The sequence below is a fragment of the Streptococcus sp. HF-2466 genome (genome assembly GCF_015594645.1).
Taxonomy (GTDB): domain Bacteria; phylum Bacillota; class Bacilli; order Lactobacillales; family Streptococcaceae; genus Streptococcus; species Streptococcus anginosus.
In genome coordinates this window covers 478802-503796 of sequence record NZ_JADNQU010000001.1, presented here as the reverse complement: position 1 = coordinate 503796, position 24995 = coordinate 478802, and the positions used below count along the sequence as shown (strand labels likewise).

Annotated in this window: 23 protein-coding genes; 20 read left to right on the top strand and 3 right to left on the bottom strand. The window is 38.0% G+C overall.

The genetic code is table 11. From position 1 onward, the window contains the following. Positions 1–51 precede the first annotated feature (51 nt). The 7 genes from IYQ91_RS02455 to IYQ91_RS02425 all read left to right on the top strand — a co-directional run bounded on the left by IYQ91_RS02455 (position 52) and on the right by IYQ91_RS02425 (position 8855). Positions 52–1107, top strand: coding sequence for a serine hydrolase (locus IYQ91_RS02455; RefSeq protein WP_195672961.1), 1056 nt, complete (start codon positions 52–54; stop codon positions 1105–1107). A 136-nt stretch (positions 1108–1243) separates the two neighbouring features. Continuing rightward, positions 1244–1930: a Crp/Fnr family transcriptional regulator gene (locus IYQ91_RS02450; protein ID WP_003025412.1), complete on the top strand. Its 687-nt coding sequence runs from the start codon at positions 1244–1246 to the stop codon at positions 1928–1930. 319 nt (positions 1931–2249) lie between these two features. After that, entirely contained in the window at positions 2250–3479 is a 1230-nt protein-coding gene (gene arcA, locus IYQ91_RS02445; RefSeq protein ID WP_003037515.1) for an arginine deiminase, read from the top strand. Between the two features lie 23 nt (positions 3480–3502). Further along, positions 3503–4519, top strand: a complete 1017-nt coding sequence (argF, locus tag IYQ91_RS02440; protein ID WP_003025410.1) for an ornithine carbamoyltransferase — start codon at positions 3503–3505, stop codon at positions 4517–4519. Positions 4520–4808: 289 nt separating this feature from the next. Then, complete coding sequence (arcC, locus tag IYQ91_RS02435) at positions 4809–5756, top strand: carbamate kinase (RefSeq protein ID WP_003025409.1); 948 nt, start codon at positions 4809–4811, stop codon at positions 5754–5756. Between the two features lie 237 nt (positions 5757–5993). Beyond that, entirely contained in the window at positions 5994–7496 is a 1503-nt protein-coding gene (locus IYQ91_RS02430; protein WP_021001459.1) for a YfcC family protein, read from the top strand. 24 nt (positions 7497–7520) lie between these two features. Further along, entirely contained in the window at positions 7521–8855 is a 1335-nt protein-coding gene (locus IYQ91_RS02425; RefSeq protein ID WP_195672960.1) for a dipeptidase, read from the top strand. 64 nt (positions 8856–8919) lie between these two features. Here IYQ91_RS02425 and IYQ91_RS02420 read toward each other — a convergent pair whose 3' ends face one another. Then, positions 8920–9393: an arginine repressor gene (locus IYQ91_RS02420; protein ID WP_003025403.1), complete on the bottom strand. Its 474-nt coding sequence runs from the start codon at positions 9391–9393 to the stop codon at positions 8920–8922. 10 nt (positions 9394–9403) lie between these two features. Further along, positions 9404–10432, bottom strand: a complete 1029-nt coding sequence (gene queA, locus IYQ91_RS02415) for a tRNA preQ1(34) S-adenosylmethionine ribosyltransferase-isomerase QueA (RefSeq protein ID WP_106100238.1) — start codon at positions 10430–10432, stop codon at positions 9404–9406. Between the two features lie 306 nt (positions 10433–10738). Here queA and IYQ91_RS02410 point away from each other — a divergent pair, with 306 nt between their 5' ends. The 3 genes from IYQ91_RS02410 to IYQ91_RS02400 all read left to right on the top strand — a co-directional run bounded on the left by IYQ91_RS02410 (position 10739) and on the right by IYQ91_RS02400 (position 14168). Further along, positions 10739–11446 (top strand): glucosamine-6-phosphate deaminase, encoded by a 708-nt coding sequence (locus tag IYQ91_RS02410; RefSeq protein ID WP_003028166.1) that lies wholly within the window; start codon positions 10739–10741, stop codon positions 11444–11446. A 115-nt stretch (positions 11447–11561) separates the two neighbouring features. Then, entirely contained in the window at positions 11562–12920 is a 1359-nt protein-coding gene (locus tag IYQ91_RS02405; protein WP_195672959.1) for a DUF1958 domain-containing protein, read from the top strand. A 78-nt stretch (positions 12921–12998) separates the two neighbouring features. Further along, complete coding sequence (locus IYQ91_RS02400) at positions 12999–14168, top strand: MFS transporter (protein ID WP_195672958.1); 1170 nt, start codon at positions 12999–13001, stop codon at positions 14166–14168. Between the two features lie 252 nt (positions 14169–14420). On the opposite strand, the gene IYQ91_RS02395 is transcribed toward IYQ91_RS02400, so the two are convergent. Then, positions 14421–14768 carry a hypothetical protein gene (locus IYQ91_RS02395; RefSeq protein ID WP_195672957.1) on the bottom strand — a complete coding sequence of 116 codons (348 nt, stop codon included), beginning with the start codon at positions 14766–14768 and terminating at the stop codon, positions 14421–14423. Between the two features lie 206 nt (positions 14769–14974). Between IYQ91_RS02395 and IYQ91_RS02390 the strand changes: the two genes are divergently transcribed. The 10 genes from IYQ91_RS02390 (at position 14975) to pepF (ending at position 24994) form a co-directional block, all read left to right on the top strand. After that, positions 14975–16411 carry a 6-phospho-beta-glucosidase gene (locus tag IYQ91_RS02390; RefSeq protein WP_195672956.1) on the top strand — a complete coding sequence of 479 codons (1437 nt, stop codon included), beginning with the start codon at positions 14975–14977 and terminating at the stop codon, positions 16409–16411. Between the two features lie 12 nt (positions 16412–16423). Beyond that, entirely contained in the window at positions 16424–16663 is a 240-nt protein-coding gene (locus tag IYQ91_RS02385; RefSeq protein ID WP_106100244.1) for a hypothetical protein, read from the top strand. A 97-nt stretch (positions 16664–16760) separates the two neighbouring features. After that, complete coding sequence (locus IYQ91_RS02380) at positions 16761–17000, top strand: SemiSWEET transporter (protein WP_062200659.1); 240 nt, start codon at positions 16761–16763, stop codon at positions 16998–17000. Between the two features lie 118 nt (positions 17001–17118). After that, positions 17119–17433 carry a PTS cellobiose transporter subunit IIB gene (locus tag IYQ91_RS02375; RefSeq protein WP_003073302.1) on the top strand — a complete coding sequence of 105 codons (315 nt, stop codon included), beginning with the start codon at positions 17119–17121 and terminating at the stop codon, positions 17431–17433. A gap of 55 nt (positions 17434–17488) precedes the next feature. Then, positions 17489–19480, top strand: coding sequence for a BglG family transcription antiterminator (locus IYQ91_RS02370; protein ID WP_195672955.1), 1992 nt, complete (start codon positions 17489–17491; stop codon positions 19478–19480). A gap of 12 nt (positions 19481–19492) precedes the next feature. Next, positions 19493–19810 (top strand): PTS cellobiose transporter subunit IIA, encoded by a 318-nt coding sequence (locus IYQ91_RS02365; protein ID WP_021001470.1) that lies wholly within the window; start codon positions 19493–19495, stop codon positions 19808–19810. 22 nt (positions 19811–19832) lie between these two features. Further along, a complete protein-coding gene (locus IYQ91_RS02360) occupies positions 19833–20339 on the top strand; it encodes a hypothetical protein (RefSeq protein ID WP_229311597.1) in 507 nt (168 codons plus the stop codon). 39 nt (positions 20340–20378) lie between these two features. Further along, complete coding sequence (gene celB, locus IYQ91_RS02355; RefSeq protein ID WP_195672953.1) at positions 20379–21722, top strand: PTS cellobiose transporter subunit IIC; 1344 nt, start codon at positions 20379–20381, stop codon at positions 21720–21722. 486 nt (positions 21723–22208) lie between these two features. Continuing rightward, positions 22209–23240: a competence protein CoiA gene (locus IYQ91_RS02350; protein WP_195672952.1), complete on the top strand. Its 1032-nt coding sequence runs from the start codon at positions 22209–22211 to the stop codon at positions 23238–23240. Then, positions 23192–24994, top strand: a complete 1803-nt coding sequence (gene pepF / locus IYQ91_RS02345; RefSeq protein WP_195672951.1) for an oligoendopeptidase F — start codon at positions 23192–23194, stop codon at positions 24992–24994. The genes IYQ91_RS02350 and pepF overlap by 49 nt, the downstream gene beginning before the upstream one ends. Position 24995 lies beyond the last annotated feature (1 nt).

The window sequence follows — 24995 nt, the reverse complement described above, 5'->3', positions numbered from 1 at the left end:
TCATTTTTTCATTCTTCCTATATAATGAGGTATATAAGTTAGGAGAAGTGCGTGAGTAAAAAGACAATAATTCTTTGTTTGCTTGGTTGCTTTATGATGTGTGGTGTGTTGGTGTTAAGTGCTGTGTACTTTGGACAAGCTAGAAAGCCACATCATACAAAGGTAGCTGCAAGTTATACTGCCAGTCAAGAAAAGAAAAAAAGTCCGTCAAAAGAGTCAAAACCAGCCACTCGTGTTCCAATAAAGAGTATGGAAGAAAAGCAGAAGGACATGGAAGCTGATTTGCCTGTAATGGGAACTTATGGTCTGTATTATGATTATGCCAATCTAAATTTAGTTCAAGTTGTACAAGCGTATCTAGATGAGATGGGAATAGATCATTCGCAGATTGCATTTTCTTATAAGGATTTAACGAGTGGACAAACCTATGCTATGAATGAAACACAGCCAATGACAGCAGGATCAACTTACAAATTGCCATTAAATATGTTGGTCGTTGATGAGGTAGAAAAGGGAAATTTATCACTTACCGAGCGATTTGATATTACACATACCCGCTATGAGTATATCGGTGAACATAATAACTATGTAGCAGCATTTAATGGGACCATGAGCATCCCTGAAATGCAGGAGTATTCCCTTCTTTATTCTGAAAATACGCCAGCTTATGCCTTAGCTGAGCGCTTAGGTGGCTTGGATAAAGCCTATACAATGTATCAGCGCTATGGAAAAGGCAAGGGGGAAGTTGAGACGATCAACCAACAAAATCAAACCACGACTGACTATTATATTCAGGTTTTGGATTACCTTTGGAAATATCAGGAAAAGTATAAAGATCTTTTGTATTATATCGGTGAATCTTTTCCAAACGAATACTATAAACGATATGTAAGAGACATTCCAATCTACCAAAAGCCAGGTTATGTTGCAGAGGCATTAAATGTAGATGCAGTTGTGTGTGAGGAAAAGCCTTATTTGATTGCCCTTTATACAGCAGGACTGGGAGGAACGACTTCAGAGAGTGATGAAATCAGTGGTGTTGGTATTACGCAAGTTGGACAATTGGCCTATGTCATCAATGAATGGCATCGAGTGAATATGAATTAAGATACGTATATTTATAGGGCGAAGGACACGTTGTAAAAAGAACAAATTTCAGAAAAATGTAAGGGCTCTCTTTAAGATTGAAGCCCTTTTGTGTTATAATAAGAGCAGAATGTAAAAAAAGGACCACAAGGATATCATGATTAACAAAGAGCATTATCGTTACATTAGAGAACATCCTGCTTTTAAAAATTTGCCAGTTGAATATTTTGATAAAATAGCTGTTGAGATTCAATTTCGCAAAGTGCCAAAAGGGCAAATTATTTTCTTTTCTGGAGATAAGCGAGAGCGACTTTTTTTGATTTATAAGGGCTATGTTCGGATTGAGCAGTATGATCAGACAGATTCGTTTAATTACATTGATTATGTGAAAGAAAATACCATGTTTCCTTATGGTGGCATGTTTGAAGATAAAGATTATCATTATTCTGGGATTTCTGTGACGGATTTAGAATACTTTTCGATTCCTGTTGACTTGTATGAATACTATTCCAAACAAATTATAGAGCAAATGTTATTCATTACGCATAAGTTATCAAATATTTTGCGTTTCCATGAATTACGCTTGCGAAATTCCGTTTTAGCGAGTGCGACAGAGCGAGTTATCCAAGCGATTTCAATTTTATGTATTGATTTTTGTCAAGATAGAGATGATATTCCTTTTGCCCTTAGTATGAAAGAGTTAGCCAAGTTGGGGGCGACCACTCGTGAAACAGTTAATCAAGTGTTGAAAAAATTAACAGAAGAAAACATTATTCAATATAATCGAAAGAAACTCGTCTTTTTGAATAAAGAATACTTTTTAAAGTATTTTGAAGATATGTAGAAAAGAAGGACAGAATTGCAGTCCAAAAAGCAATTTTTGGTCCTTTTTTAATTTTGAAACCTAAACATTTAAAAATATCCTCAAAAACTTCATTTGTTTCTAAAAAATAATTATTCATAAAACCAATAAAATGCATAAAATATTTATAGAAAGCGTTTTATTTTGAAATAATATTAGAATTTATTTTAAAAAAAGCAAAGGATTTGGCATTTTAAATGTATAATTGATTGTGAAAGCGCAAACAAAAGATATTACAATATAACATGTAAATAGAACTTAAGGAAACTTAAGTCACAAAGAAAAAAGAGGAGGACATAAGATGTCTACACATCCTATTCATGTTTTCTCAGAAATAGGAAAACTGAAAAAAGTTATGCTACATCGTCCTGGTAAAGAGTTGGAAAACTTGATGCCAGACCATTTGGAACGTCTACTTTTTGACGATATTCCATTTTTGGAAGATGCTCAAAAAGAACACGATGCATTCGCAGACGCTCTACGTAAAGAAGGTATTGAAGTTCTTTACCTCGAAAAATTGACTGCTGAATCATTGACTTCTCCAGAAATTCGTAACGAATTTATTGAAGAATATCTTGACGAAGCAAATATCCGCGGAGCACAAACAAAAGTTGCTATTCGCGACATTCTTCATGGTATAGAAGACAACCTTGAGTTGGTTGAAAAGACAATGGCTGGTTTCCAAAAAGCTGAACTGCCAGAAATTCCAGCAGACGCCAAAGGTTTGACGGATTTGGTAGAATCTGACTATCCATTTGCCATTGATCCAATGCCAAACCTTTACTTCACTCGTGACCCATTTGCAACAATTGGTAATGCGGTGTCATTGAACCACATGTACTCAGATACACGTAATCGTGAAACACTTTATGGTAAATACATTTTCAAATATCACCCAGTATATGGTGGCAATGTTGACTTGGTTTATAACCGTGAAGAAACAACTCGTATCGAAGGTGGAGATGAACTCGTTCTTTCTAAAGATGTCCTTGCAGTAGGTATTTCACAACGTACAGACGCAGCATCTATTGAAAAACTTTTGGTTAATATCTTCAAGAAGAATGTTGGCTTTAAGAAAGTGATTGCATTTGAATTTGCTAATAATCGTAAATTCATGCACTTAGATACAGTCTTCACAATGGTTGACTATGACAAGTTCACGATTCACCCAGAAATTGAAGGCGACCTTCGCGTTTACTCTGTTACTTATGAAAATGAAAAACTTCATATTGCAGAAGAAAAAGGCGATTTGGCTGAATTGTTAGCTAAGAATCTTGGTATTGACAAAGTTCATTTGATTCGTTGCGGTGGCGGAAATGTAGTAGCAGCTGCTCGTGAACAATGGAACGACGGTTCAAACACCCTTACAATCGCACCAGGCGTGGTAGTGGTATATGACCGTAACGTTGTTACAAATAAGATTCTTGAAGAATATGGACTTCGTTTGATTAAGATTCGCGGAAGTGAATTGGTTCGCGGTCGTGGTGGACCTCGTTGTATGTCAATGCCGTTTGAACGTGAAGAACTTTAAGATTAGAAAGAGGAAATAATAGAATGACAAACTCAGTGTTCCAAGGACGCAGCTTCTTGGCAGAAAAAGATTTTACACGTGCAGAATTAGAATACCTTATTGGTTTAGCAGCTCACTTGAAAGATTTGAAGAAACGCAATATTGAACATCACTACTTAGCAGGTAAAAATATTGCTCTCTTGTTTGAAAAAACTTCAACTCGTACTCGTGCAGCTTTCACAACAGCAGCGATTGATCTTGGCGCTCATCCAGAATACCTAGGAGCTAATGACATTCAGCTTGGTAAGAAAGAATCTACTGAAGATACTGCTAAAGTATTGGGACGTATGTTTGATGGGATTGAATTCCGCGGATTCAGCCAACGCATGGTAGAAGAATTAGCAGAATTCTCAGGTGTTCCTGTATGGAATGGCTTGACAGACGAATGGCATCCAACTCAAATGTTAGCTGACTATTTGACAGTTCAAGAAAACTTTGGTCGTTTGGAAGGCTTGACTCTTGTCTATTGTGGTGACGGACGTAATAACGTTGCAAATAGCCTTCTTGTAACGGGTGCTATCCTAGGTGTGAATGTTCATATCTTCTCTCCAAAAGAACTCTTCCCAGCTGAAGATATTGTGAAATTGGCAGAAGGATATGCAAAAGAAAGTGGCGCACATGTCTTAATCACTGACAATGCAGATGAAGCTGTTAAAGGTGCAGATGTCCTTTACACAGACGTTTGGGTATCTATGGGTGAAGAAGACAAATTTGCAGAACGTGTAGCCCTTTTGAAACCTTACCAAGTAAATATGGACTTGGTTAAGAAAGCTGACAATGAAGATTTGATTTTCTTACACTGCTTACCAGCTTTCCATGATACAAATACTGTCTATGGTAAAGACGTTGCTGAAAAATTCGGCGTTGAAGAAATGGAAGTAACTGACGAAGTATTCCGCAGCAAATACGCTCGCCAATTTGACCAAGCTGAAAACCGTATGCATACTATTAAAGCAGTTATGGCAGCAACTCTTGGTAACCTTTATATTCCAAAAGTATAATTTAAAACCAAAACCGTTTACCAACAGCTATGAGGGCTGCGACTAATAGCTTTAGTCCAGTCCTCATTTTTGATAGTGCTCGTGTTCATTTTAGTATGATGTTAATAGAGGAAAAAGGCGATAGAACAAACAACCATAATTACTGATGCAGTCACTCTCAGAGAAATGTAGTCTGAGACAATGCTATTCTAACCTCATTCCTACGTTTGTTGCAGCTGGATTCTATCTTGGACTACTAAAATGAAATTGAAACACTATAATGAGAAAACTCTAAGGAGGCTAATTATTTATGGCAAATCGGAAAATCGTTGTGGCTTTGGGAGGAAATGCCATCCTTTCATCTGATCCATCAGCTAAAGCACAACAAGAAGCATTAGCAGAAACAGCAAGTCATCTTGTAAAATTGATTAAAAATGGTGATGACTTGATTATCACTCATGGAAATGGACCGCAAGTTGGAAATCTTTTATTGCAACATTTAGCAGCAGATTCTGAAAAAAATCCAGCATTCCCGCTTGATTCGCTCGTTGCGATGACAGAAGGAAGTATCGGCTACTGGTTGCAAAATGCTCTTCAAAATGCTTTACGTGAAGAAGGGATTGAAAAAGAAGTTGCTTCTGTTGTGACACAAGTCGTGGTTGACAAAAACGACCCAGCTTTCACAAATTTGAGCAAACCAATCGGACCATTCTACACAGAGGAAGAAGCAAAAGCAGAAGCTGAAAAGAGTGGAGCTACTTTCAAAGAAGATGCTGGACGTGGCTGGAGAAAAGTAGTTGCTTCACCAAAACCAGTTGGAATCAAAGAAATTGAAACTATTCGTACACTCATCAATGCAGGACATGTCGTTGTGGCTGCTGGTGGTGGCGGCATTCCTGTTATCAAGGAAGACAATGGTCATCTTGCCGGCGTAGAAGCAGTAATTGACAAAGACTTTGCTTCACAATGTCTGGCTGAATTGGTCGAAGCAGATCTTTTCATTGTCTTGACAGGTGTTGACTATGTTTATGTGAACTACAATAAACCAGATCAAGCTAAGTTAGAGCGTGTTAATGTAGCTCAGCTTGAAGAATACATCAAGCAAGAACAGTTTGCACCAGGAAGTATGTTACCTAAAGTGCAAGCAGCTATTGCCTTTGTAAATGATCGACCAGAAGGCGAAGCTGTCATTACTTCTCTTGAAAACTTAGGTGCTTTAATTGAGTCTGAAAGCGGAACGATTATTGAAAAAGGATAACAGAGTGTTATCATTTATAAGTTTAAGACTGTAATAAAACTTTTTAAAACAATGTCGGTGTTTCCTATTTTTAGATTTGCTTTCTTTAAGTCTATTTTACTGTTGTAAAATGATAATTTTTTTGAAAATGACTAGTATTTTTCATTTGAATATGTTAAAATATAGTCAAAGGAAGCGCTTTCTGAAAATGGGATTCGGTTAAATTTTTACAATTTGTTACATTTAGGAGGAAAACAAATGAGTGAAAAAGCAAAAAAAGGGTTTAAGATGCCGTCATCTTATACCGTTTTGATGATTATCATTGCCATTATGGCAGTATTGACCTGGATTATTCCAGCTGGTCAATATGATGCTGATAAGTCTGGTAATCTAATTACAGGAACCTATAAGACTGTTGCTCAAAATCCGCAAGGGATTTGGGATGTCTTAATGGCTCCGATTCGTGCTATGCTTGGGAAAGAACCAACATCAGCAGCAATTGATGTTGCCTTCTTTATTCTGATGGTTGGTGGTTTCCTTGGTGTTGTCAACGAAACAGGTGCCCTTGATGTAGGGATTGCTTCTATCGTGAAGAAGTACAAAGGCCGCGAAAAGATGTTGATTTTAGTCTTGATGCCTTTGTTTGCCCTTGGTGGATCAACTTATGGTATGGGTGAAGAAACCATGGCTTTCTATCCACTTCTTGTGCCAGTTATGATGGCAGTAGGATTTGATAGTTTGACTGCGGTGGCTATTATCCTTCTTGGTTCTCAAATTGGATGTTTGGCTTCTACTCTGAATCCATTTGCTACAGGTATAGCTTCTGCGACAGCAGGTGTAGGTACTGGTGACGGTATCGTTCTTCGGTTAATCTTCTTTGTTGTGATGACAGCTTTGGGTACTTATTTCGTATATCGTTATGCAGATAAGATTCAAAAAGATCCTACAAAATCTTTGGTTTACAGCCATCGCGAAGAAGATTTGAAACACTTTAATGTAGATGCAGTTGCTAATGTAGAATCCACTCTTAGCAAGAAACAAAAACAAGTGTTGGTACTCTTTGTCTTGACCTTTGTTCTCATGATTATGAGTTTCATTCCATGGACAGACTTGAAGGTAACTATTTTTGAAAGTTTCAATAAATGGTTGGTTGGACTTCCGTTCATTGGTAAGATTGTTGGTAGTTCAACATCTGCTTTGGGTACCTGGTACTTCCCAGAAGGGGCAATGCTCTTTATGGTAATGGGTATCATCATTGGTTTTGTTTACCGCATGAAAGAAAGCCGCTTTATCACTGTCTTTATCAATGGTGCGGCTGATCTTCTAAGTGTTGCGCTTATCGTAGCTGTTGCGCGTGGTATTCAAGTTATCATGAACGATGGTATGATTACAGCTACAATCCTTCACTGGGGTGAAGTAGGACTAAAAGGTCTATCATCTCAAGTATTTATCGTATTGACTTACATTTTCTATCTGCCAATGTCATTCCTTATCCCATCAACATCTGGTCTTGCCAGTGCAACAATGGGTATCATGGCACCTCTTGGAAAATTCGTCAACGTTCCAGCAAGCTTGATTATCACTGCTTACCAATCTGCTTCTGGTCTTTTGAACCTTGTTACTCCAACATCTGGTATCGTTATGGGGGCACTTGCTCTTGGACGTATTGATTTGGGTACTTGGTGGAAATTCGTTGCAAAATTGGTTGCAGGAATCTTTGTAGTAAGTATTCTACTTCTTATTTTAGGAACTTTCTTATAATAAGAAATTAATGAGGTGTTCTCTATGAAACAATTTTTAACCGAAAAAATTAAGTCTGATTATTTAGAATCGCTGAAAACGATCGTTTCCTACCCGTCAGTTCTTAATGAAGGGGAAAATGGAACACCTTTCGGACAATCTATTCAAAACGTCTTAGAAAAAATGCTAGAGATCACTAGGAGTTTAGGTTTTAAAACTTACATTGATCCTAAAGGCTATTATGGATATGCAGAAATCGGTCAGGGAGAAGAACTCCTGGCCGTTCTCTGCCATTTAGACGTTGTTCCAGCTGGAGATTTGTCCGATTGGGAAACTCCTCCATTTGAAGCAACTATAAAAGATGGTTGGATACATGGACGTGGGGTGCAAGATGATAAAGGTCCGTCCCTAGCTGCACTTTATGCTGTTAAAGCACTGATGGATGCGGGTGTCACATTTAACAAACGAATTCGTTTTATCTATGGTACAGACGAAGAAACGCTGTGGCGCTGTATGGCTCGTTACAATGAGCTAGAAGAAACAGCAACACTTGGTTTTGCACCGGATTCTTCTTTCCCGCTGACTTATGCTGAAAAAGGTTTACTGCAGATTAAGTTACATGGTTCAGGCTCGCAAGAACTTGCTATTGAAGCAGGGGAAGCCTTTAATGTTGTACCTGCAAAAGCAAGTTATACGGGAAATTTAGCAGATTCATTAGAAGTTGAATTGAAAAAACAGGCTTTTGAATACGAACGAACTGCAGATACAGTAACAGTCATTGGTGTCCCTAAGCATTCAAAAGATGCAGCTGAGGGGGTGAATGCTATTGTACGTTTGGCAACAGGACTAAATCCGCTTATTCAACACTCTGCCATTCAATTTATCGCTGAAGCAGTTAGGGAAGATGCTACAGGCAGCCGCTTGTTTGGTGAAATTTCAGATGAGCCTTCAGGAACGTTGTCATTCAATGTTTCTGGATTAAGCTTAGATCAGGACAAGTCTGAAATTCGGATTGACATGCGGATTCCAGTTCTTGCAGACAAAGATAAATTAGTACAGGAATTAAGCCAAATTGCTGAAGAATATCAATTGCGTTATGAAGAATTTGACTATCTTGCACCATTATATGTGCCGCTTGATAGTGAATTGATCAGCACGTTAATGGCTGTCTATAAAGAAAAAACAAATGATAATAGTCCTGCTGTGTCCTCTGGTGGTGCTACATTTGCTCGCACCATGCCAAATTGCGTGGCCTTTGGCGCACTTTTCCCTGGTGCTTTGCAAACAGAACATCAAGCGAATGAACGAACTGTGATTGAGGATTTGTATAAAGCCATGGACATCTATGCTGAAACGATTTATCGCTTAGCTGGAAAATAGTTAGAAGAAAAAAGCTGAGAGTGGACGAAAATGTCCATTCTCAGCTTTTTCATACTTAAAAAGGTTATTCTTTACTAAAGAAGAACGGGGGTGCAAATTGTTTTAATTTGTTAAAACAGTCTTGTGCTTTTTGATTGTCCTCGCAGATAATCAAGCAGACATCATCACCGCAGACCGTTGCGACAATTTCGGAAAATTCTAGAGCATCTAAGATAGAGCCGAATGATTGTGCCAATCCAGGAAGAGTTTTCATGACAACTTGATGTTGAACAGGACGCAACATAATCAAGGCATCTTCCATATAGAGACGCAGGCGTTTTTCCCAGCGTGAAGGTGCCATGCTATTGATAATATAATAAGAAATATCTGCTTCGTGTACTTTTACTAAGTTCAAAGCTTTAATGTCTCGAGAAAGTGTGGATTGCGTCACTGTAACGCCATTCGCTTTCAATAAATCTTGTAATTCTTGTTGTGTGTGAATTTTTTTCTCTAGGACAAGCGAGCGAATGAGTCGATGACGGCTTTCAATTTTATTCATATTTCACCTATTATTTTATAAACATAGCATCTCCAAAGCTGAAAAAGCGGTATTTTTCATCAATGGCATGCTGATAAGCAGAGAGCACTAATTCTCGACCTGCAAAGGCTGAAACGAGCATGACGAGAGTGGACTTTGGAAGGTGGAAATTGGTAGAAAAAGCATCTACGATTTTCCAATCGTAGCCAGGTTTAATAAAGATGTTGGTCCAACCAGAGTCAGCTTTGATTTCCCCGTTAAACTTTGAACCGATTGTCTCCAAAGTACGGATAGAAGTCGTTCCGACCGCTATAACACGTTTCCCGCTGGCTTTGACCTGTCGAAGCGTGTCAGCTGCTTCTTCAGACAGTGTATAGAATTCTGAATGCATCTCGTGTTCATCTACATTGTCTACAGAGACAGGACGGAAGGTTCCTAGACCAACATGAAGCGTCAGATAGACTAATTTCACACCTTTAGCTTCAATCTGAGCCAGCAGCTCTTTGGTAAAATGAAGCCCGGCAGTAGGAGCAGCCGCTGAGCCATTTTCTTTAGCATAAACAGTCTGATAGCGTTCACGGTCTTTTAGCTTTTCGTGGATATAAGGCGGCAAGGGCATTTCGCCCAGACTTTCAAGCACTTCTAAGAAAATGCCTTGGTAATGGAAACGTACAATTCGTCCACCGTGTTCTAATTCTTCTAAGACAGTTGCTGTCAAGCGTCCGTCGCCAAAAGAAATAGCCGCTCCGACTTTTAACCGTTTGGCGGGCTTAGCCAGTACTTCCCAATCATCACCTGCGATGTTTTTTAAGAGTAGCAATTCAACATGCCCGCCTGTTTCAGGTTTTTCACCGTGAAGGCGTGCAGGTAAGACGCGCGTATCGTTCATGACCAAAGCATCTCCAGGATGTAATTGATCAATAATCGCATCGAAGTGAGTATCTTCCAGTTGACCAGTTTCGTGATTGACGACTAAAAGGCGGGAAGCATCTCGTTTTTTTAAAGGTGTTTGCGCGATTAATTCTTCTGGTAAATGAAAGTCAAAATCAGCAGTATTCATACATTCTCCTTAAGCTGTAACTAAAATCCATAACGAATAACAACAAGCAAGCAGTGGCAGACACATGAGTAAAATTCCTAAAATCAGTAAGAGATAACGCCACATTTGCTTGGTGTTGAGAAAGATTGCAGTAATAAGAAAAGCAACTCCCATGAAAAATAAACAGAATAAATAGACTAACATTCTTCTATTATAGCACGATTTTTCGTGCAAACAAGCGTGGATTTTTTAAAAAGAAACAAATTCTCTTGACAAAAATTGGTCTATACCATATAATATGATTAAGTAAAGAAAAGGAGCTCAACGATGAGAATTATTCAAGTAGAAAATCAAGCAGCCGGTGGCAGAGTAGCCTTTGAATTGTTAAAAGAAAAATTAGCTGAAGGAGCAAAAACGATAGGTTTGGCAACAGGAAGCAGTCCTTTGAGTTTTTATGAGCAAATTGTTGAAAGTGACCTTGATTTGTCAGGTTTAACCAGTGTGAATCTAGACGAGTACATAGGATTAAGTGGGGAAAATCCTCAGTCTTATCGTTATTTTATGCAAGAACATTTATTTAATCAAAAGCCTTTTAAAGAAAGCTTTTTACCAAATGGTGTTGCTGAAGACGCGGAAGCAGAAGTGAAACGTTACAACCAAATCTTGACAGAACATCCTGTTGATTTGCAAATTTTGGGAATTGGTACAAATGGACATATTGGTTTTAATGAGCCGGGAACGAGCTTTGATAGTACTGTTCATGTAGTGGATTTGGAGCAATCAACTATTGAAGCGAATGCTCGTTTCTTTGATAAAATAGAAGATGTACCGACGCAAGCTTACTCAATGGGGATTCGGAATATTCTCGATGCAAAATCTATTATTTTATTTGCTTATGGTGCTTCAAAAGCTAAAGCGATTGCAGGAACAGTAGAAGGACCGATTACAGAAGAATTGCCTGGAAGTGCTCTTCAAAAACATGAAGATGTGGTTGTTATCGCAGATAAAGAAGCCTTAAGCATTTTAAAAAAATAAGAATCTATTTCCTATCTAATTTTTAGGTAGGTTTTTTATTATTTAAAAAAATTTCCTTATCTTACAGGAAAAATATGCTATACTAGAAGATAAGTGAGAACTCAGGAGGATTCTAGTGAAAAAGTTGTTAGCTATTGTTTGTTTTTTTGTGTTGTGTGTGGGAACAACCACTATTCATGCGGACGAGTTAGTTGATATGGCGCAAAAAATGTATCCAAACGAGAAGGTCAATCCAATCAATCGTCCGAAATCATCCTTGATAGTAGATGCTAATACGGGAAATATCCTTTGGCAAGACAATATTGATGAAGTTCGTGATCCTGCCAGTATGAGCAAATTGATGACCTTGTATTTAGTTTTTGAAGCAATTCAGCAAGGAAAGTTGAGCGAAAATACAGTTATCAAAGCAACACCACGTGATGAAGCAATTGCCAAAATTTACGAAATCTCCAATAATAAAATTGTGGCGGGAGTAGATTATACTGTCTCTGAATTGATTACGATGACAGCTGTTCCATCTTCAAATGCGACAACTGTTATGTTAGCCAATTATTTATCTAACAATGATCCAGATACATTTTTAGACCGAATGAATGCAAAAGCTAAAGAGCTGGGTATGACCAATACGAAATGGTTTAATGCCAGTGGGGCTGCAGCGGTTTCTTTTAAAGGCTTGTACACGCCACAACGTTATGATAATAATGCTGCGAATCAAACAACAGCGCGCGATTTAGCTATTTTAGGTTATAATTTTGTTAAGCATTATCCAAAGATTTTAAATTATACTAATCAAGCTAAAGTGACAGTCAAAAAAGGAACTCCTTATGAAGAAACTTTTGAAACCTATAATTACTCACTTCCTGGTGCAAAATATGCTATAAAGGGGGTTGATGGCTTAAAGACAGGATCAAGTCCACAAGGAGCTTTTAACTACATTGCAACGATTAAGCGTGGAGAACAACGCTTGATTAGTGTTATCATGGGAGTTGGGAATTGGTCTGACCAAGACGGAGAATATTATCGTCATCCATTTGGTAATGCCTTGATTGAGAAAGCTTATGCTGATTATGAGTACAAAAAAATTTTCAAGGCTGGAGAACAAACAATCAATGGAAAAAGATATAACCTGTCAAAAGATTTCTATGCAACTGTGAAAAAAGGGGCGTCAGCAAAACCAGTTGTGGAAAATGGAGTATTGAAAAATGATAATGGTCTGAAGCAACTTTCTTCGCTCATTGCGGATGGAGAAAGTGTCACAGACGTAAAGGAAAGAGCAACATCAACAGTACAAAGTACTATAGCAAAGTCTAACGGAAAAAGTTTGAAGCAACTCTTTTTAGATTATTATATTTTTATTGCAGTTCCCATAGTGATTTTTTTGTTGATTATTGTTTTTGAAATCATGAGACGAAAGCAAAAAAGAATTCGACGAGATCATAGTGATACCCGGCTTTCTCGTCGTCGGAAGCGTTAAATATATAGTATGGGACAGAAAACTCGATTGGTGATTCCAGTCGAGTTTTGTCACTCTGTTTAGGGGGAAGGAAAAATTATGTTTAGGAAATTTCAAAATAGCTATTTTGCCTATTTTTTAATGTATAACTTTTATTTTTTAGCATATGCACTTTTTTCGACTTTAATTTCAGTATACATGCTTGATAAGGGATATTCAGCTAGTCAGGTGTCACTTGTTGTCTCTGCCTCATTCTTTTCTTCTATGATTGTTCAGCCGCTCATGGGGATTTTAAATGATAAGATTGGCATTAAAAAAGTGACCATTTATAGTTTTCTTCTGATTAATATAGCTGCAATATTTTTTATGCAAGCCAATAATCTTTTATTGTTGACAGTCTGGTATAGTGCTGTTTTAATGTTGGTCAATGGAGTCAATCCTGTTATGGATGTGTTGGCTGCTAGAAGCCCTTATACTTATGGGAAAATTCGTATCTGGGGGACTTTTGGTTATGCAATGGGCTCACAATTAGCAGGATTGATTTATAAATTCATCTCACCGCAAGCAATTTTTATCGTGTTTATCAGTATGATGTGTGTGAGTATTCTTGGGGTATTTGGGATTGAGCCAAAACATAATCAAGGTTCAAAAAAAGCCACACAAATGAAAAATGGTTCTTCTATTGGGAAAATTTTCAAAAACAAAACATATTTGTTTTACCTTCTTATCGTGGCACTTTATTCTGGAGTTGGAAATACAGGGCATACATATATCCCTTCTATGCTAGAGCATAGCGGCTTAAGTGTTAATATGGCAACAACTGTGGTAGCTATTTCTGTAATTTGCGAGTCGCCATTGATTTTCTTTTCTTATCTTTTTATGGATAAGGTTCCAATTAAAAAATTGCTCTATATTCCTTTGGGAATTTTGCTTTTACAGTATGTGATTTATGGATTGGATTTGGGGCTTACTTCCAAAATTCTCTTAACTTTAATGTCAAAGCATGCTACAGGTATGTTGTTGATTATGGTGACTTTGAAGATTGTTGCTAACGTAGTAGATGAGAATTATTTGGTCACAGCTATTGCTTTGGTGCAGACAGCGCGCAATTTAGGAACCATTCTTATTCAAAATATTGCAGGTGATTTGATAGATCAGTCTGGCTATGAAATGATGAGCTTTTTCTTAGCTGGTGTTATGATTGCTGTTATTATTCTTGTGGCGTTTTTAAAAATTCCAGAGCGAAAGAATCAAAACTTATTCGGCTAAGACAAGAGAAGAATAAAAAAGCTGGGACGAAAACCTTCAGTTTCATAGCATATTGTATAATAAAGCAATGACGAATTAGTTTCCGGATAAGGCTCATGAGGCGAGTCTTAACGTTGTTTGCTTTTTAAGCTCAAAAGAGCACTTTTGACGAAAACATCGTTTTGTCATTCACTATCTCAATAGTCTCTCAAGCTGTAGAGTGAGACAGAATTAAAAATTATCAAATTTTAGTTTTGTTTCACTCTTTTTATTTTACTCGTTTGTTTTTTTCCTAAATAGAAAGAGGCAAGCACAGGCAATCAGGCTGACACATCCATAAACGACTAAAAATGGAAGTGTAATACTAAAAGGCTTGATACCAAGTAGAAAAAGTCCTGTTTTTAAAACACCGTCTATAAAACCAGCAAAAATAAAAGTAGAAACTTTCTTTTGCTGAAAGAAAAGAGGTAAGCTAAAAGGAAAAGTGAGGAGGGAGAGAGAAAGCGGGCGTGAATCAATGGGCAAAAAGTATAATAAAAAGGCTATCATAGTACAAGTTATAGCAATAATAGGTATATAACTCAAAGATTTTTTGTAAACTTTGAAGAAATTTGCAATCATAGCTGAATGAGACAACCTTTCTTGGATAGAGAGATATGATGTAGATTTTATATTCTTTTTCTTCATTATAGAAAGAAATGAGATGAAAAGCAATCGCTTTCACAGTCTTTGGATTTATTTTCCGCATTGCTGTGGCAAAAATATGGGTTTTAAAAGCGCTTTCTTAGAAGTATAATAAAAGTATCAAAATCAGGAGGACTTTAGACATGTCAACATTTAAAGACGGATTTCTCTGGGGTGGAGCAGTTGCAGCTCATCAACTAGAAGGTGGTTGGCAGGAAGGTGGCAAGGGCATTAGTGTGGCTGATGTGATGACAGCAGCTCGCCATGGGGTTCCGCGTGAAATTACGGCAGGAGTGTTGCCGGACAAATATTATCCTAACCATGAAGCAATTGATTTTTATCATCGTTATAAGGGGGACATTGCTCTCTTTGCGGAAATGGGTTTCAAGTGCTTCCGAACTTCTATCGCTTGGACGCGGATTTTTCCTAAGGGAAACGAAGAGCAGCCCAATGAAGCTGGTTTGCAGTTTTATGATGACCTTTTTGATGAGTGTCTCAAATACGGGATTGAGCCAGTTATTACCCTGTCGCATTTTGAAATGCCTTATCATTTGGTGACCGAATATGGTGGCTGGAAGAACCGCAAGGTTATTGATTTCTTTGTTCGCTTTGCAGAAGTGGTCTTCAAACGCTACAAGGACAAGGTCAAATACTGGATGACCTTTAATGAGATCAACAATCAAGCTAACTATCAAGAAGATTTTGCTCCTTTCACCAATTCTGGTATTGTTTACAAAGAAGGAGACAATCGTGAAGCGATCATGTATCAGGCGGCTCACTATGAGTTGGTGGCTTCAGCGCGGGCGGTCAAGATTGGACATGAAATCAATCCCGACTTCCAAATCGGCTGCATGATAGCCATGTGCCCGATTTACCCGGCGACCTGCAAGCCCAAGGATGTCCTCATGGCTATGAAGGCCATGCAGAAGCGTTATTATTTTGCAGATGTCCATGTTTTCGGGCTTTATCCAGAACATATTCTTAAATATTGGGAACGAAAAGGTATAAAGGTTGATTTTACCGAGCAAGATCAGGAAGATTTGCTGGCTGGAACTGTTGATTACATTGGCTTTAGTTACTATATGTCCTTTGCTATTGATTCTCATCGGGAAAATAATCCTTACTTTGACTATGTGGAAACGGAAGATTTGGTGAAAAACACGTATGTTGAGGCTTCAGAATGGGATTGGCAAATCGACCCAGAAGGTCTGCGCTATGCTCTCAACTGGTTTACCGACCATTATCACCTGCCTCTCTTTATCGTAGAAAATGGCTTTGGTGCCATTGATAAAGTGGAAGAAGACAGCATGGTGCATGATGATTACCGGATTGACTATCTGGGTGCTCATATCCGCGAGATGAAAAAGGCCGTGGTAGAAGATGGTGTGGATCTCATGGGCTACACGCCTTGGGGCTGTATTGACCTAGTATCAGCAGGTACGGGTGAAATGCGCAAACGCTATGGATTTATCTATGTCGATAAGGATGACGATGGCAAGGGGAGTTATGAACGTTCACCGAAGAAGTCCTTTAACTGGTATAAGGAAGTCATTGCATCAAATGGAGAAACTGTAGACTAGATAAGGGATTTTATGAGTAAAAAAATAACCTATGTCATCAAATTTTCTAAAGGAGTCGCTGTGCCAGACTTGGCTGCCAATCCAGCTATCACTCAGCATTTGACGATTAAGTTGAAAAATGCAGACGGCTTTGTCGTAGACAGTGACATCAATGATGTGAAGATTCGGGAGCTGATAATGGTCGCTTTCAATCTAGAAAAGAAAGATATAATCGTCTTATCCAAATATCTGGGACTGGTGAATATTTTGTAATAGGAAGATTGTGCATATATCTTTCTATATGTAATAGAGCAAGGAAGAAAAAAACGGGGCTAGGTTTTCTAGCTTCGTTTTTAGAAAGGGAGAAAATATGATTGGAACGATTGCTGCTGTATTAACTACTTTTGCTTTTTTACCGCAGGTAATAAAAGTCATTAAAACCAAGGATACAGAGTCTATTGCGCTTGGCATGTATCTGATGCAAGTTGTTGGTATTGCTTTGTGGCTGTTTCATGGCTTGGTGATTGACGATCTGCCTTTGATTATGGCTAACAGCGTTTCTTTGGTTTTATCAGGAACTATTCTCTGTTATAAGTTAAAATATAAGTAAAAAAAGTGACTAAGGAAATGTTTCCGTTTCACTAAGGAAAAAAATAAGATGGAAGTTGCAATCGTTTTCATCTATAATGAGTTTATAAAATAAATTTTATTTATAAGGAGAAAATCTTATGGCTAAAGCATTGATTATCTGTGCAGCAGGTATGTCATCTTCTTTGATGGCAAAGAAAACAACGGAATTTTTAAAGAGCAAAGGGCATGACATTGAAGTAGATGCTATTAGTGCGACAGAAGGTGGAAAAGCCATTGCTGCTGCTGAATTTGATCTTTATCTCATTAGCCCTCAAACAAAAATGTATTTCAAGCAATTTGAGGATGCTGGAGCAAAAGTCGGCAAACCTATTGTACAAATTCCTCCGCAAGCCTACATTCCTATTCCAATGGGAATTGAAAAAATGGCAAACCTCATCTTGGAAAAGATTTAAATTTTCAGCTCAAAAAGGGTAAAATAGTTCTTATAAATGCGGAAGGAGAACTGTATTGCTACATCAGAAAGAAAAATTGATTCTTCAATCTTTGTTAGAAAATAAAGATCATTATATTACAAGTAAGGAATTAGCTAGTCAGCTTTCTTGCTCTGATCGTACGATAAGAACTTACCTGAAATCATTGATGGATTGGAAGCCTGATGAAACTGGCTGGAAGATTACAGCCAAGCAAGGTTATGGTTATCGACTTGAACTTCAAGATAAAGCTCTCTATCGAAACTTTATAAAAACAGAATTTTTTACAGAGCAAAACTCTGCTAAGACTGAAAATATAGAGGATCGTTACAATTACATTTTAAATAAATTGCTCTTTGAGCAGGAAAAACTTTATTTTGATGACTTAGCAGAAGAGCTGTTTGTCAGTCGTTCAACCTTGTCAGCAGATTTCAAGAAAATCAGACAAGACTTGGCAAAGTATGATTTACAAATCGAGAGCAAAGCCAATCATGGTGTTTATGTAAAAGGCAGCGAACGCAATAAACGACGTTTTATCATGGATTACTTTTTTCGTGATAATTTCTTTCAAAGTTTGCACAACTACATTAACATTGAAGTTCCAGGACGGCAAATCAGCTTAGAAGAATTGACGATTATTGTATTGGACGAATGTCGTGAAGGTCACTTAAAGTTGTCAGATTTTGTGATTCAAAATTTAGTCATTCATATTGCCTTATCGTTTAAAAGGATTGCAGAAGGCTTCCAAATTAGCAAGATTGAAGACTGGGAACAAGGTAATTATCTGGCAGAACGAAAGATTGCTGAGAAAATTTTACACAGAGTGTATTTGGCAACTGGGCTGGAATTTCCCAAAGAAGAAGTAGACTATATCACGCTCCATTTGATTTCAAAAGCTTCTTGTCAAGAAAGCCAGAATACCAAAATAGACACCAATCAAGAAATTCGCAAGCAGCTACTAGAGGCGTTAGAGCAAGTCGAGCATGTCAAGGATTATCAATTTCAGCATGATTTTCAATTAGTTGAAGGAGTTGTTACACATTTATCTACTTTCTATCTTCGTTTGCGAAATCATGTGAGACTTGAAAATCCTCTTTTGAAAGATATTCAACAGCAATCACCAGCTGTTTTGAAGATGACAAGAGAAATTTTGCAGGAAATGCCAATCTTTTCTAAGGGAAATTTATCAGATGATGAAGTGGCTTATGTGGCACTGCATTTCATGGCTGCTTTGGAGCGATTAAAGGAAAAGCAAAAGTTTAACATTTTGGTGATTTGTGCTACAGGTTATGGCTCAGCGCAAATGCTGAAAAATCGGATTGACAATGAGCTGGGCAACTTAGTCCACATTGTGGATGTGATTGGTTATTATGAGTTGAGTGATGAACGTCTGAAAGACATTGATTTCATCATTTCGTCTATTGACTTGTCAAATTTAGTCTTTAGTGTTCCTATTTTTACTGTCAGCATATTTTTAAATGCAAATGAGCTAGAAGGAATAAGGCAAAAAATTGCTCAATTGAAGCCAGTAGCAAGTCATTTGAAGGCAGATTTAACACCAACAGCCACTACAACGAAAGAAAATATTTTTGATGAATATTTCTCTCCGTCTTGTTTTATTCTCATGCAGGATGCGACAAAAGAGCAGATTTTGCAAGAATTATTAACAAAAATGGAGCAGGGAGAAGAAAAGGATTTTGTTACACATATGCAAGAGCTAATCAAGCAGCGTGAAAAGATGAGTTCTGTCGTTTTTTCAGAACAAGTTGCGGTGCCTCACCCGATTAAGCCCCTTGCAAAGAATCATAAAATTGGTGTTGCCATTGTGAGAAATGGCGTGCAGTGGAATGAAGAAAGTCCTAAAATTCAACTCATTTTTCTCCCTTCTCCGTCCGTTTATGGGAATGAAGAAATGGCAACGTTGACATCAAAGATTGTTGATTTGTTAGAGCAACCTGACCTGCAAGCAAAGATATTGAGCTGTCAGTCGTTTACAGAATTTAAAGCATTATTTTTAAACATAAAGTAAAGGAGATTGTCTATGAATCAGGAAGAATTACAAGTTGCAGCTTTTGAAATTATCCTGCATAGTGGTTCAGCAAGAACAACAGTTCATGAAGCATTTGCAGATATGCGCGAAGGGCATTATGATGAAGCTGCTGAAAAGTTAGAAGCTGCCAATGCAGAGCTATTGGAAGCTCATCATGCACAAACAAATTTGCTACAAGAATACGCAAGTGGAACGGAAATCAAAATTGAAATTATCATGGTGCATGCTCAGGATCATTTGATGACAACTATGACCTTGCGTGAGGTAGCACTTGAAATGCTCAGTCTTTATCGAAAGATTGAAAAATAAAAGATGAATGGAAGGGGAAAACATGACTGAAAAAGAGAAACAAGAACTAGAAGCAAGACGAAAAGAAGCAGCAATAAAAAACATGTACTACACGCGTTACTTTTCAGTCCGATACGCGACAGCATTTTTCTTCTTTGCTAATCTTTATTGGATGCTAATGCTGTATCTTTCAAAGGCTGGTTTAGTTTTGCTGTTGCCTTTGTTGCTAACTGTTCTAGCGGCGTTGGCAATGTGGGAACAAACACGAATGTACAGCGTTCATCAAAAAGAAGCGACATTAACGCGGTTCTTTTACAATATTTCTGCTTTAGCAAATGTTTTGCTACTGATAATTGTTTATGTGGGACAGTATCATTTCCTCTTTCCATTTTTTTCGATTAGTACAACCACTGTAACCGTTTTAACGGTTGTACTTTTATTGGGGCTACTTTTAGCCATTCTCATGTTAAGAAAATTAAGTCGGATTCATCACCATACAGATAAGCAATATAAACGCATTCAAGAATATATTGCCACTGTTCAACGTTAGTTTATAAATTATATTTCAAACATCATAGGAGGATATATTATGAATAAATTGTTTGAATTTCTAGAAAAGTACCTCATGGGACCAATGGGGAAAGTCTCTACTTGGCGTCCTGTTCGTGCTATTGTTGCTGCCGGGATGGCCAGCATTCCCTTTACAATCGTAGGGTCTGCTTTCTTGGTTCTTAGTGTTATACCGCAAGCCTTTAATCTTCAATTTATTGTTGATTTGTGGGCGAATTCATTTGATAAGATTCAAGCTCTCTACTTGTTAGCTTATAAGTGTACAATGGGGATTTTGTCTCTCTATTTTGCCATCGTTATTGGGTATGAATACACAAAAATTTATGTCGAAGAAGAAGGGCTCAACCTCAATCCACTCAATGGTGGTCTCTTAGCGGTATTTGCTTACTTTTTGACCATTCCTGAATTAACTTATTCTAAAGGAATGATTTCATCTGTTACAGGAAAAGCAACAATTGGCGGCTGGACTATTGGTGGAGATAGTTTGACACGTCTATCTACATCAGGTATGTTTACTGCGATTCTGATGTCCATTCTCGCTGTGCAACTATATCGCCTTTGTGTGCAGAAGAATTGGGTCATCAAGATGCCTGAAGCTGTTCCAGAAGGAGTTGCTCGTTCATTTACAGCCCTCATTCCAGGTTTTGTCATTGCATTTGCAGTACTCTTCATTAACGGTATCTTTATCCTATTTGGTACAGATATTTATAAAGTTATTGCAATTCCGTTTGCCTTTGTTAGCCATATCACTAATACATGGCTAGGTATCGTTGTGATTTACTTATTGGTTCATGCTCTTTGGATTGTCGGTATTCACGGTGCTAATATCGTTATGGGACTGGTTAGTCCGATCTTGCTTGCTAATATGGCACAAAACGTTGACGGCAAATTCATTGCTTATGCAGGTGAATTTACCAACTCTTATGTAACAATCGGTGGTTCTGGTGCGACCTTATTGCTTTGCTTCTATATTGCTTTCCGTGCGAAGTCAGATCAATTACGTATGCTTGGAAAAGCAGCTATGGGTCCAGCTATTTTCAACATCAACGAACCCCTTATCTTTGGTCTACCAATTGTGTATAATCCAATGTTGACCATTCCGTTTATTTTGGCTCCAATCGTCTCTGCTTCAATTGGTTACTGGTCTGTCCAACTTGGACTAGCTGGTAAAGCAATTGCCCAAACACCATGGCCAACACCTATTGGTCTTGGAGCTTATGTTGGTTCAGGTGGTAATATTGGTGCTTTCGTAGTTGCACTTGTTTGTGCTCTGTCTGCCTTTGTGATTTGGTATCCATTTATTAAGATGTATGATACGAAGTTGTACAAAGAAGAAATGGGCGGCGCTGAAGCGATTCAATAATTGTGTTTCCCCTTATAAAAAATTTGAAGCTGGAACGAAAGTCTCCAGCTTCAATTTATATAGTGCAATAAACCAAGGTCGCAGTAGCTGTTTGCTCAAAGCACTACTTTGAGGTGGAGGATGAGAGTGGGGCAGAAATCAGTAGTTTCGTAGAAACTTGATTTCATCGTCCCACCTCCGCACGGTTGAGTAGGGCTGTAAAAGTTGATTTATCAACATATTAGAGTCCACTCAACTACTGTGTCTTATAATTCTAACTATATAAACAAAGGAAGCTGAGCACTTTGCCCCACCTTCAAAGTTCTTCATTTTTCAAGCTCAGAAAAGCACTTTTGATAAAAACTTTGTTTTCTTTATCCACCAGCTCAACAGTCTGGAAGACTGTTGAGCAACTTTGCGGGGGTGAGACAGAACTTAAAATTTTTAAGATGAGTTCTGTCTCACTCTTTTTTTACGAATAATTTAAGTAAAAGGGGAAAATAATCTATGTTAATGGCTTGTCAGGAAAACGGAAAAATGCTAAATGCTGTGGAAGATACGGTAAATCCGTTGGATAGGTTTCTCTGCCCGGCTTGTAAAGAAGCGGTGCGATTTAAGAATGGCAAGGTGATGCGATCGCATTTTGCTCATATTTCCTTGAAAAACTGCCATTTTTCTACGGAAAATGAAAGTGCAGAGCACCTAAATCTGAAAGCTGCTTTGTTTACTTGGGCTAGAAAATCCAATCATGCGATTCAAGTAGAAGCTTATTTACCAGAATTGCAGCAAATCGCAGATTTGTTAGTTGAAAAACAAATTGCGCTTGAAGTTCAGTGTAGCTCGCTTAGTCAAAAACGCTTAAAAGAGCGTACGGACAGTTATCGTCAGCATGGTTATCGCGTCCTTTGGCTCTTGGGAAAGAAACTTTGGCTGAAAAATACCTTGACCAATTTACAAAAGGACTTTCTCTATTTCAGTCAAAATATGGGCTTTCATCTGTGGGAATTGGACGAACAAAAACAGCTTTTGAGGCTTAAATACTTGATTCATGAAGATTTGCATGGCAAGGTTCAGTATAAGGAGAAAAGTTTTGCTTTTGGTAAAGGAAACCTTTTAGACATCTTTCGTCAGCCGTTCTGCAAGCAGGAGATGACGAGTTTTCTGGCAAAAGAAGATAAAAATATTTGCCGTTATGTGCGCCAGCAGCTCTATTATCAGCAGCCCAAATGGATGAAATGGCAGGCAGAATTGTACCAAGCAGGTGATAATTTATTAATCAAAACAGCTAGTGACTTTTATCCGCAGGTTCAGCCTGTTCGTGCCAGCTCTTTCTGCCAGATTTTTCAAGACCTCACACCTTATTACCAGCAATTTTCAGCTTATTATGAAAAGGAAAAGAATAAAAATCTCCAAATTCTCTATCCTCCAGCTTTTTATGCAAAGATTTTTGGCAATATTTATGATAAAATAGGAAAGACGGAGGAAATTTTATGGCAAAACAAAGAAATGAAATTGAAGAAAAATACACTTGGAACCTAACAACGATTTTCCCAACAGATGAAGCTTTTGAGGCAGAGTTAAGTCAAGTTTCAAAAGAATTAAAAGAAGCCAGCAACTTAGCAGGTCACCTTTTGGATTCAGCTGACAGCCTCTTAAAAACAACAGAAATCCAATTGGACTTGATGCGTCGTATCGAAAAACTCTATTCCTATGCTCACATGAAAAATGACCAAGATACGCGCGTGGCAAAATATCAAGAATACCAAGCAAAAGGAATGGCCATTTATAGTGAGTTCGGACAGGTCTTTGCTTTCTATGAACCAGAATTTATGGCAATCACAGACGAGCAATATCAGACTTTCTTAGCTGAAAAGCCCGAATTGCAAATCTATCAGCACTTCTTTGATAAGCTACTGCAAAAGAAACCTCACATCCTTTCTCAACGTGAAGAAGAATTGTTGGCAGGAGCTGGTGAAATTTTTAGTGCTGCGGGTGATACTTTTGGAATCTTAGACAATGCTGATATTGTCTTTCCAACCGTGCACGACGAAGAAGGAAATGAAGTGCAATTGACGCACGGAAATTACATTAGTTTAGTGGAGTCGAAAAATCGTACAGTCCGCAAGGAAGCTTATGAAGCGCTTTATAGCGTCTATGAGCAATACCAACATACTTATGCTAAGACACTCCAAACGAATGTTAAAGTTCATAATTACAATGCCAAAGTTCGTAATTTTTCTTCTGCGCGTGAAGCTGCTTTGTCTGCTAACTTTATTCCAGAAAGTGTTTATGATAGCTTAGTGTCTGCGGTAAACAAACATTTGCCACTCTTACATCGCTACATTGCCCTACGTGCAAAGATTTTAGGCCTTTCTGATTTGAAAATGTACGACCTCTATACACCATTGTCAGAAGCAGATTACAAATTTACTTATGAGGAAGCCTTGATGAAAGCAGAAGAAGTCTTAGCTATCCTTGGAGAAGATTATCTAGGTCGAGTAAAAGAAGCCTTTTCAGATCGTTGGATTGATGTTTATGAAAACCAAGGCAAGCGCTCTGGGGCTTATTCTGGTGGTTCTTACGATACCAATGCTTTTATGTTGCTCAACTGGCAAGATACGTTGGACAATCTTTTCACGCTGGTTCATGAAACAGGTCACAGTATGCATTCTAGCTATACTCGTGAAAATCAGCCGTACGTTTACGGAGATTATTCTATTTTCTTAGCTGAGATTGCTTCTACGACCAACGAAAATATCTTGACGGAGAAATTATTGGAAGAAGTAGATGACGATCAAACCCGCTTTGCGATTCTGAATCATTTCTTGGACGGTTTCCGTGGAACTGTTTTCCGCCAAACTCAATTTGCCGAGTTTGAACATGCCATTCACAAAGCTGACCAAGAAGGTCAAGTCTTGACGAGTGAATTTTTGAATGATTTGTACGCAGATTTGAATGAAAAATATTATGGTTTGACGAAAGAAGACAACCCACAAATTCAATACGAATGGGCACGGATTCCGCATTTCTACTATGATTACTATGTTTTTCAATACTCAACCGGTTTCTCAGCTGCTTCTGCCTTAGCAGATAAGATTGTTAACGGAACGCAAGAAGATAAAGAGAAGTATCTCAACTACTTGAAAGCAGGAAATTCTGATTATCCGCTAAATGTCATTAAAAAAGCTGGTGTAGATATGGAAAAAGAAGACTACCTCAATGCTGCTTTTGCAGTCTTTGAACGTCGTCTTGATGAATTTGAAGCACTCGTAGAAAAGTTAGGACTGGCATAAA

Coding starts and splice junctions, on each gene's coding strand:
- arcA (WP_003037515.1), top strand. CDS start 2,250: ATGTCTACACATCCTATTCATGTTTTCTCAGAAATAGGAAAACTGAAA.
- IYQ91_RS02390 (WP_195672956.1), top strand. CDS start 14,975: ATGTCAACATTTAAAGACGGATTTCTCTGGGGTGGAGCAGTTGCAGCT.
- pepF (WP_195672951.1), top strand. CDS start 23,192: ATGGCAAAACAAAGAAATGAAATTGAAGAAAAATACACTTGGAACCTA.
- IYQ91_RS02430 (WP_021001459.1), top strand. CDS start 5,994: ATGAGTGAAAAAGCAAAAAAAGGGTTTAAGATGCCGTCATCTTATACC.
- celB (WP_195672953.1), top strand. CDS start 20,379: ATGAATAAATTGTTTGAATTTCTAGAAAAGTACCTCATGGGACCAATG.
- queA (WP_106100238.1), bottom strand. CDS start 10,432: ATGAATACTGCTGATTTTGACTTTCATTTACCAGAAGAATTAATCGCG.
- IYQ91_RS02350 (WP_195672952.1), top strand. CDS start 22,209: ATGTTAATGGCTTGTCAGGAAAACGGAAAAATGCTAAATGCTGTGGAA.
- IYQ91_RS02395 (WP_195672957.1), bottom strand. CDS start 14,768: ATGATTGCAAATTTCTTCAAAGTTTACAAAAAATCTTTGAGTTATATA.
- IYQ91_RS02420 (WP_003025403.1), bottom strand. CDS start 9,393: ATGAATAAAATTGAAAGCCGTCATCGACTCATTCGCTCGCTTGTCCTA.
- IYQ91_RS02375 (WP_003073302.1), top strand. CDS start 17,119: ATGGCTAAAGCATTGATTATCTGTGCAGCAGGTATGTCATCTTCTTTG.
- IYQ91_RS02410 (WP_003028166.1), top strand. CDS start 10,739: ATGAGAATTATTCAAGTAGAAAATCAAGCAGCCGGTGGCAGAGTAGCC.
- IYQ91_RS02425 (WP_195672960.1), top strand. CDS start 7,521: ATGAAACAATTTTTAACCGAAAAAATTAAGTCTGATTATTTAGAATCG.
- IYQ91_RS02385 (WP_106100244.1), top strand. CDS start 16,424: ATGAGTAAAAAAATAACCTATGTCATCAAATTTTCTAAAGGAGTCGCT.
- IYQ91_RS02400 (WP_195672958.1), top strand. CDS start 12,999: ATGTTTAGGAAATTTCAAAATAGCTATTTTGCCTATTTTTTAATGTAT.
- argF (WP_003025410.1), top strand. CDS start 3,503: ATGACAAACTCAGTGTTCCAAGGACGCAGCTTCTTGGCAGAAAAAGAT.
- IYQ91_RS02450 (WP_003025412.1), top strand. CDS start 1,244: ATGATTAACAAAGAGCATTATCGTTACATTAGAGAACATCCTGCTTTT.
- arcC (WP_003025409.1), top strand. CDS start 4,809: ATGGCAAATCGGAAAATCGTTGTGGCTTTGGGAGGAAATGCCATCCTT.
- IYQ91_RS02360 (WP_229311597.1), top strand. CDS start 19,833: ATGACTGAAAAAGAGAAACAAGAACTAGAAGCAAGACGAAAAGAAGCA.
- IYQ91_RS02365 (WP_021001470.1), top strand. CDS start 19,493: ATGAATCAGGAAGAATTACAAGTTGCAGCTTTTGAAATTATCCTGCAT.
- IYQ91_RS02380 (WP_062200659.1), top strand. CDS start 16,761: ATGATTGGAACGATTGCTGCTGTATTAACTACTTTTGCTTTTTTACCG.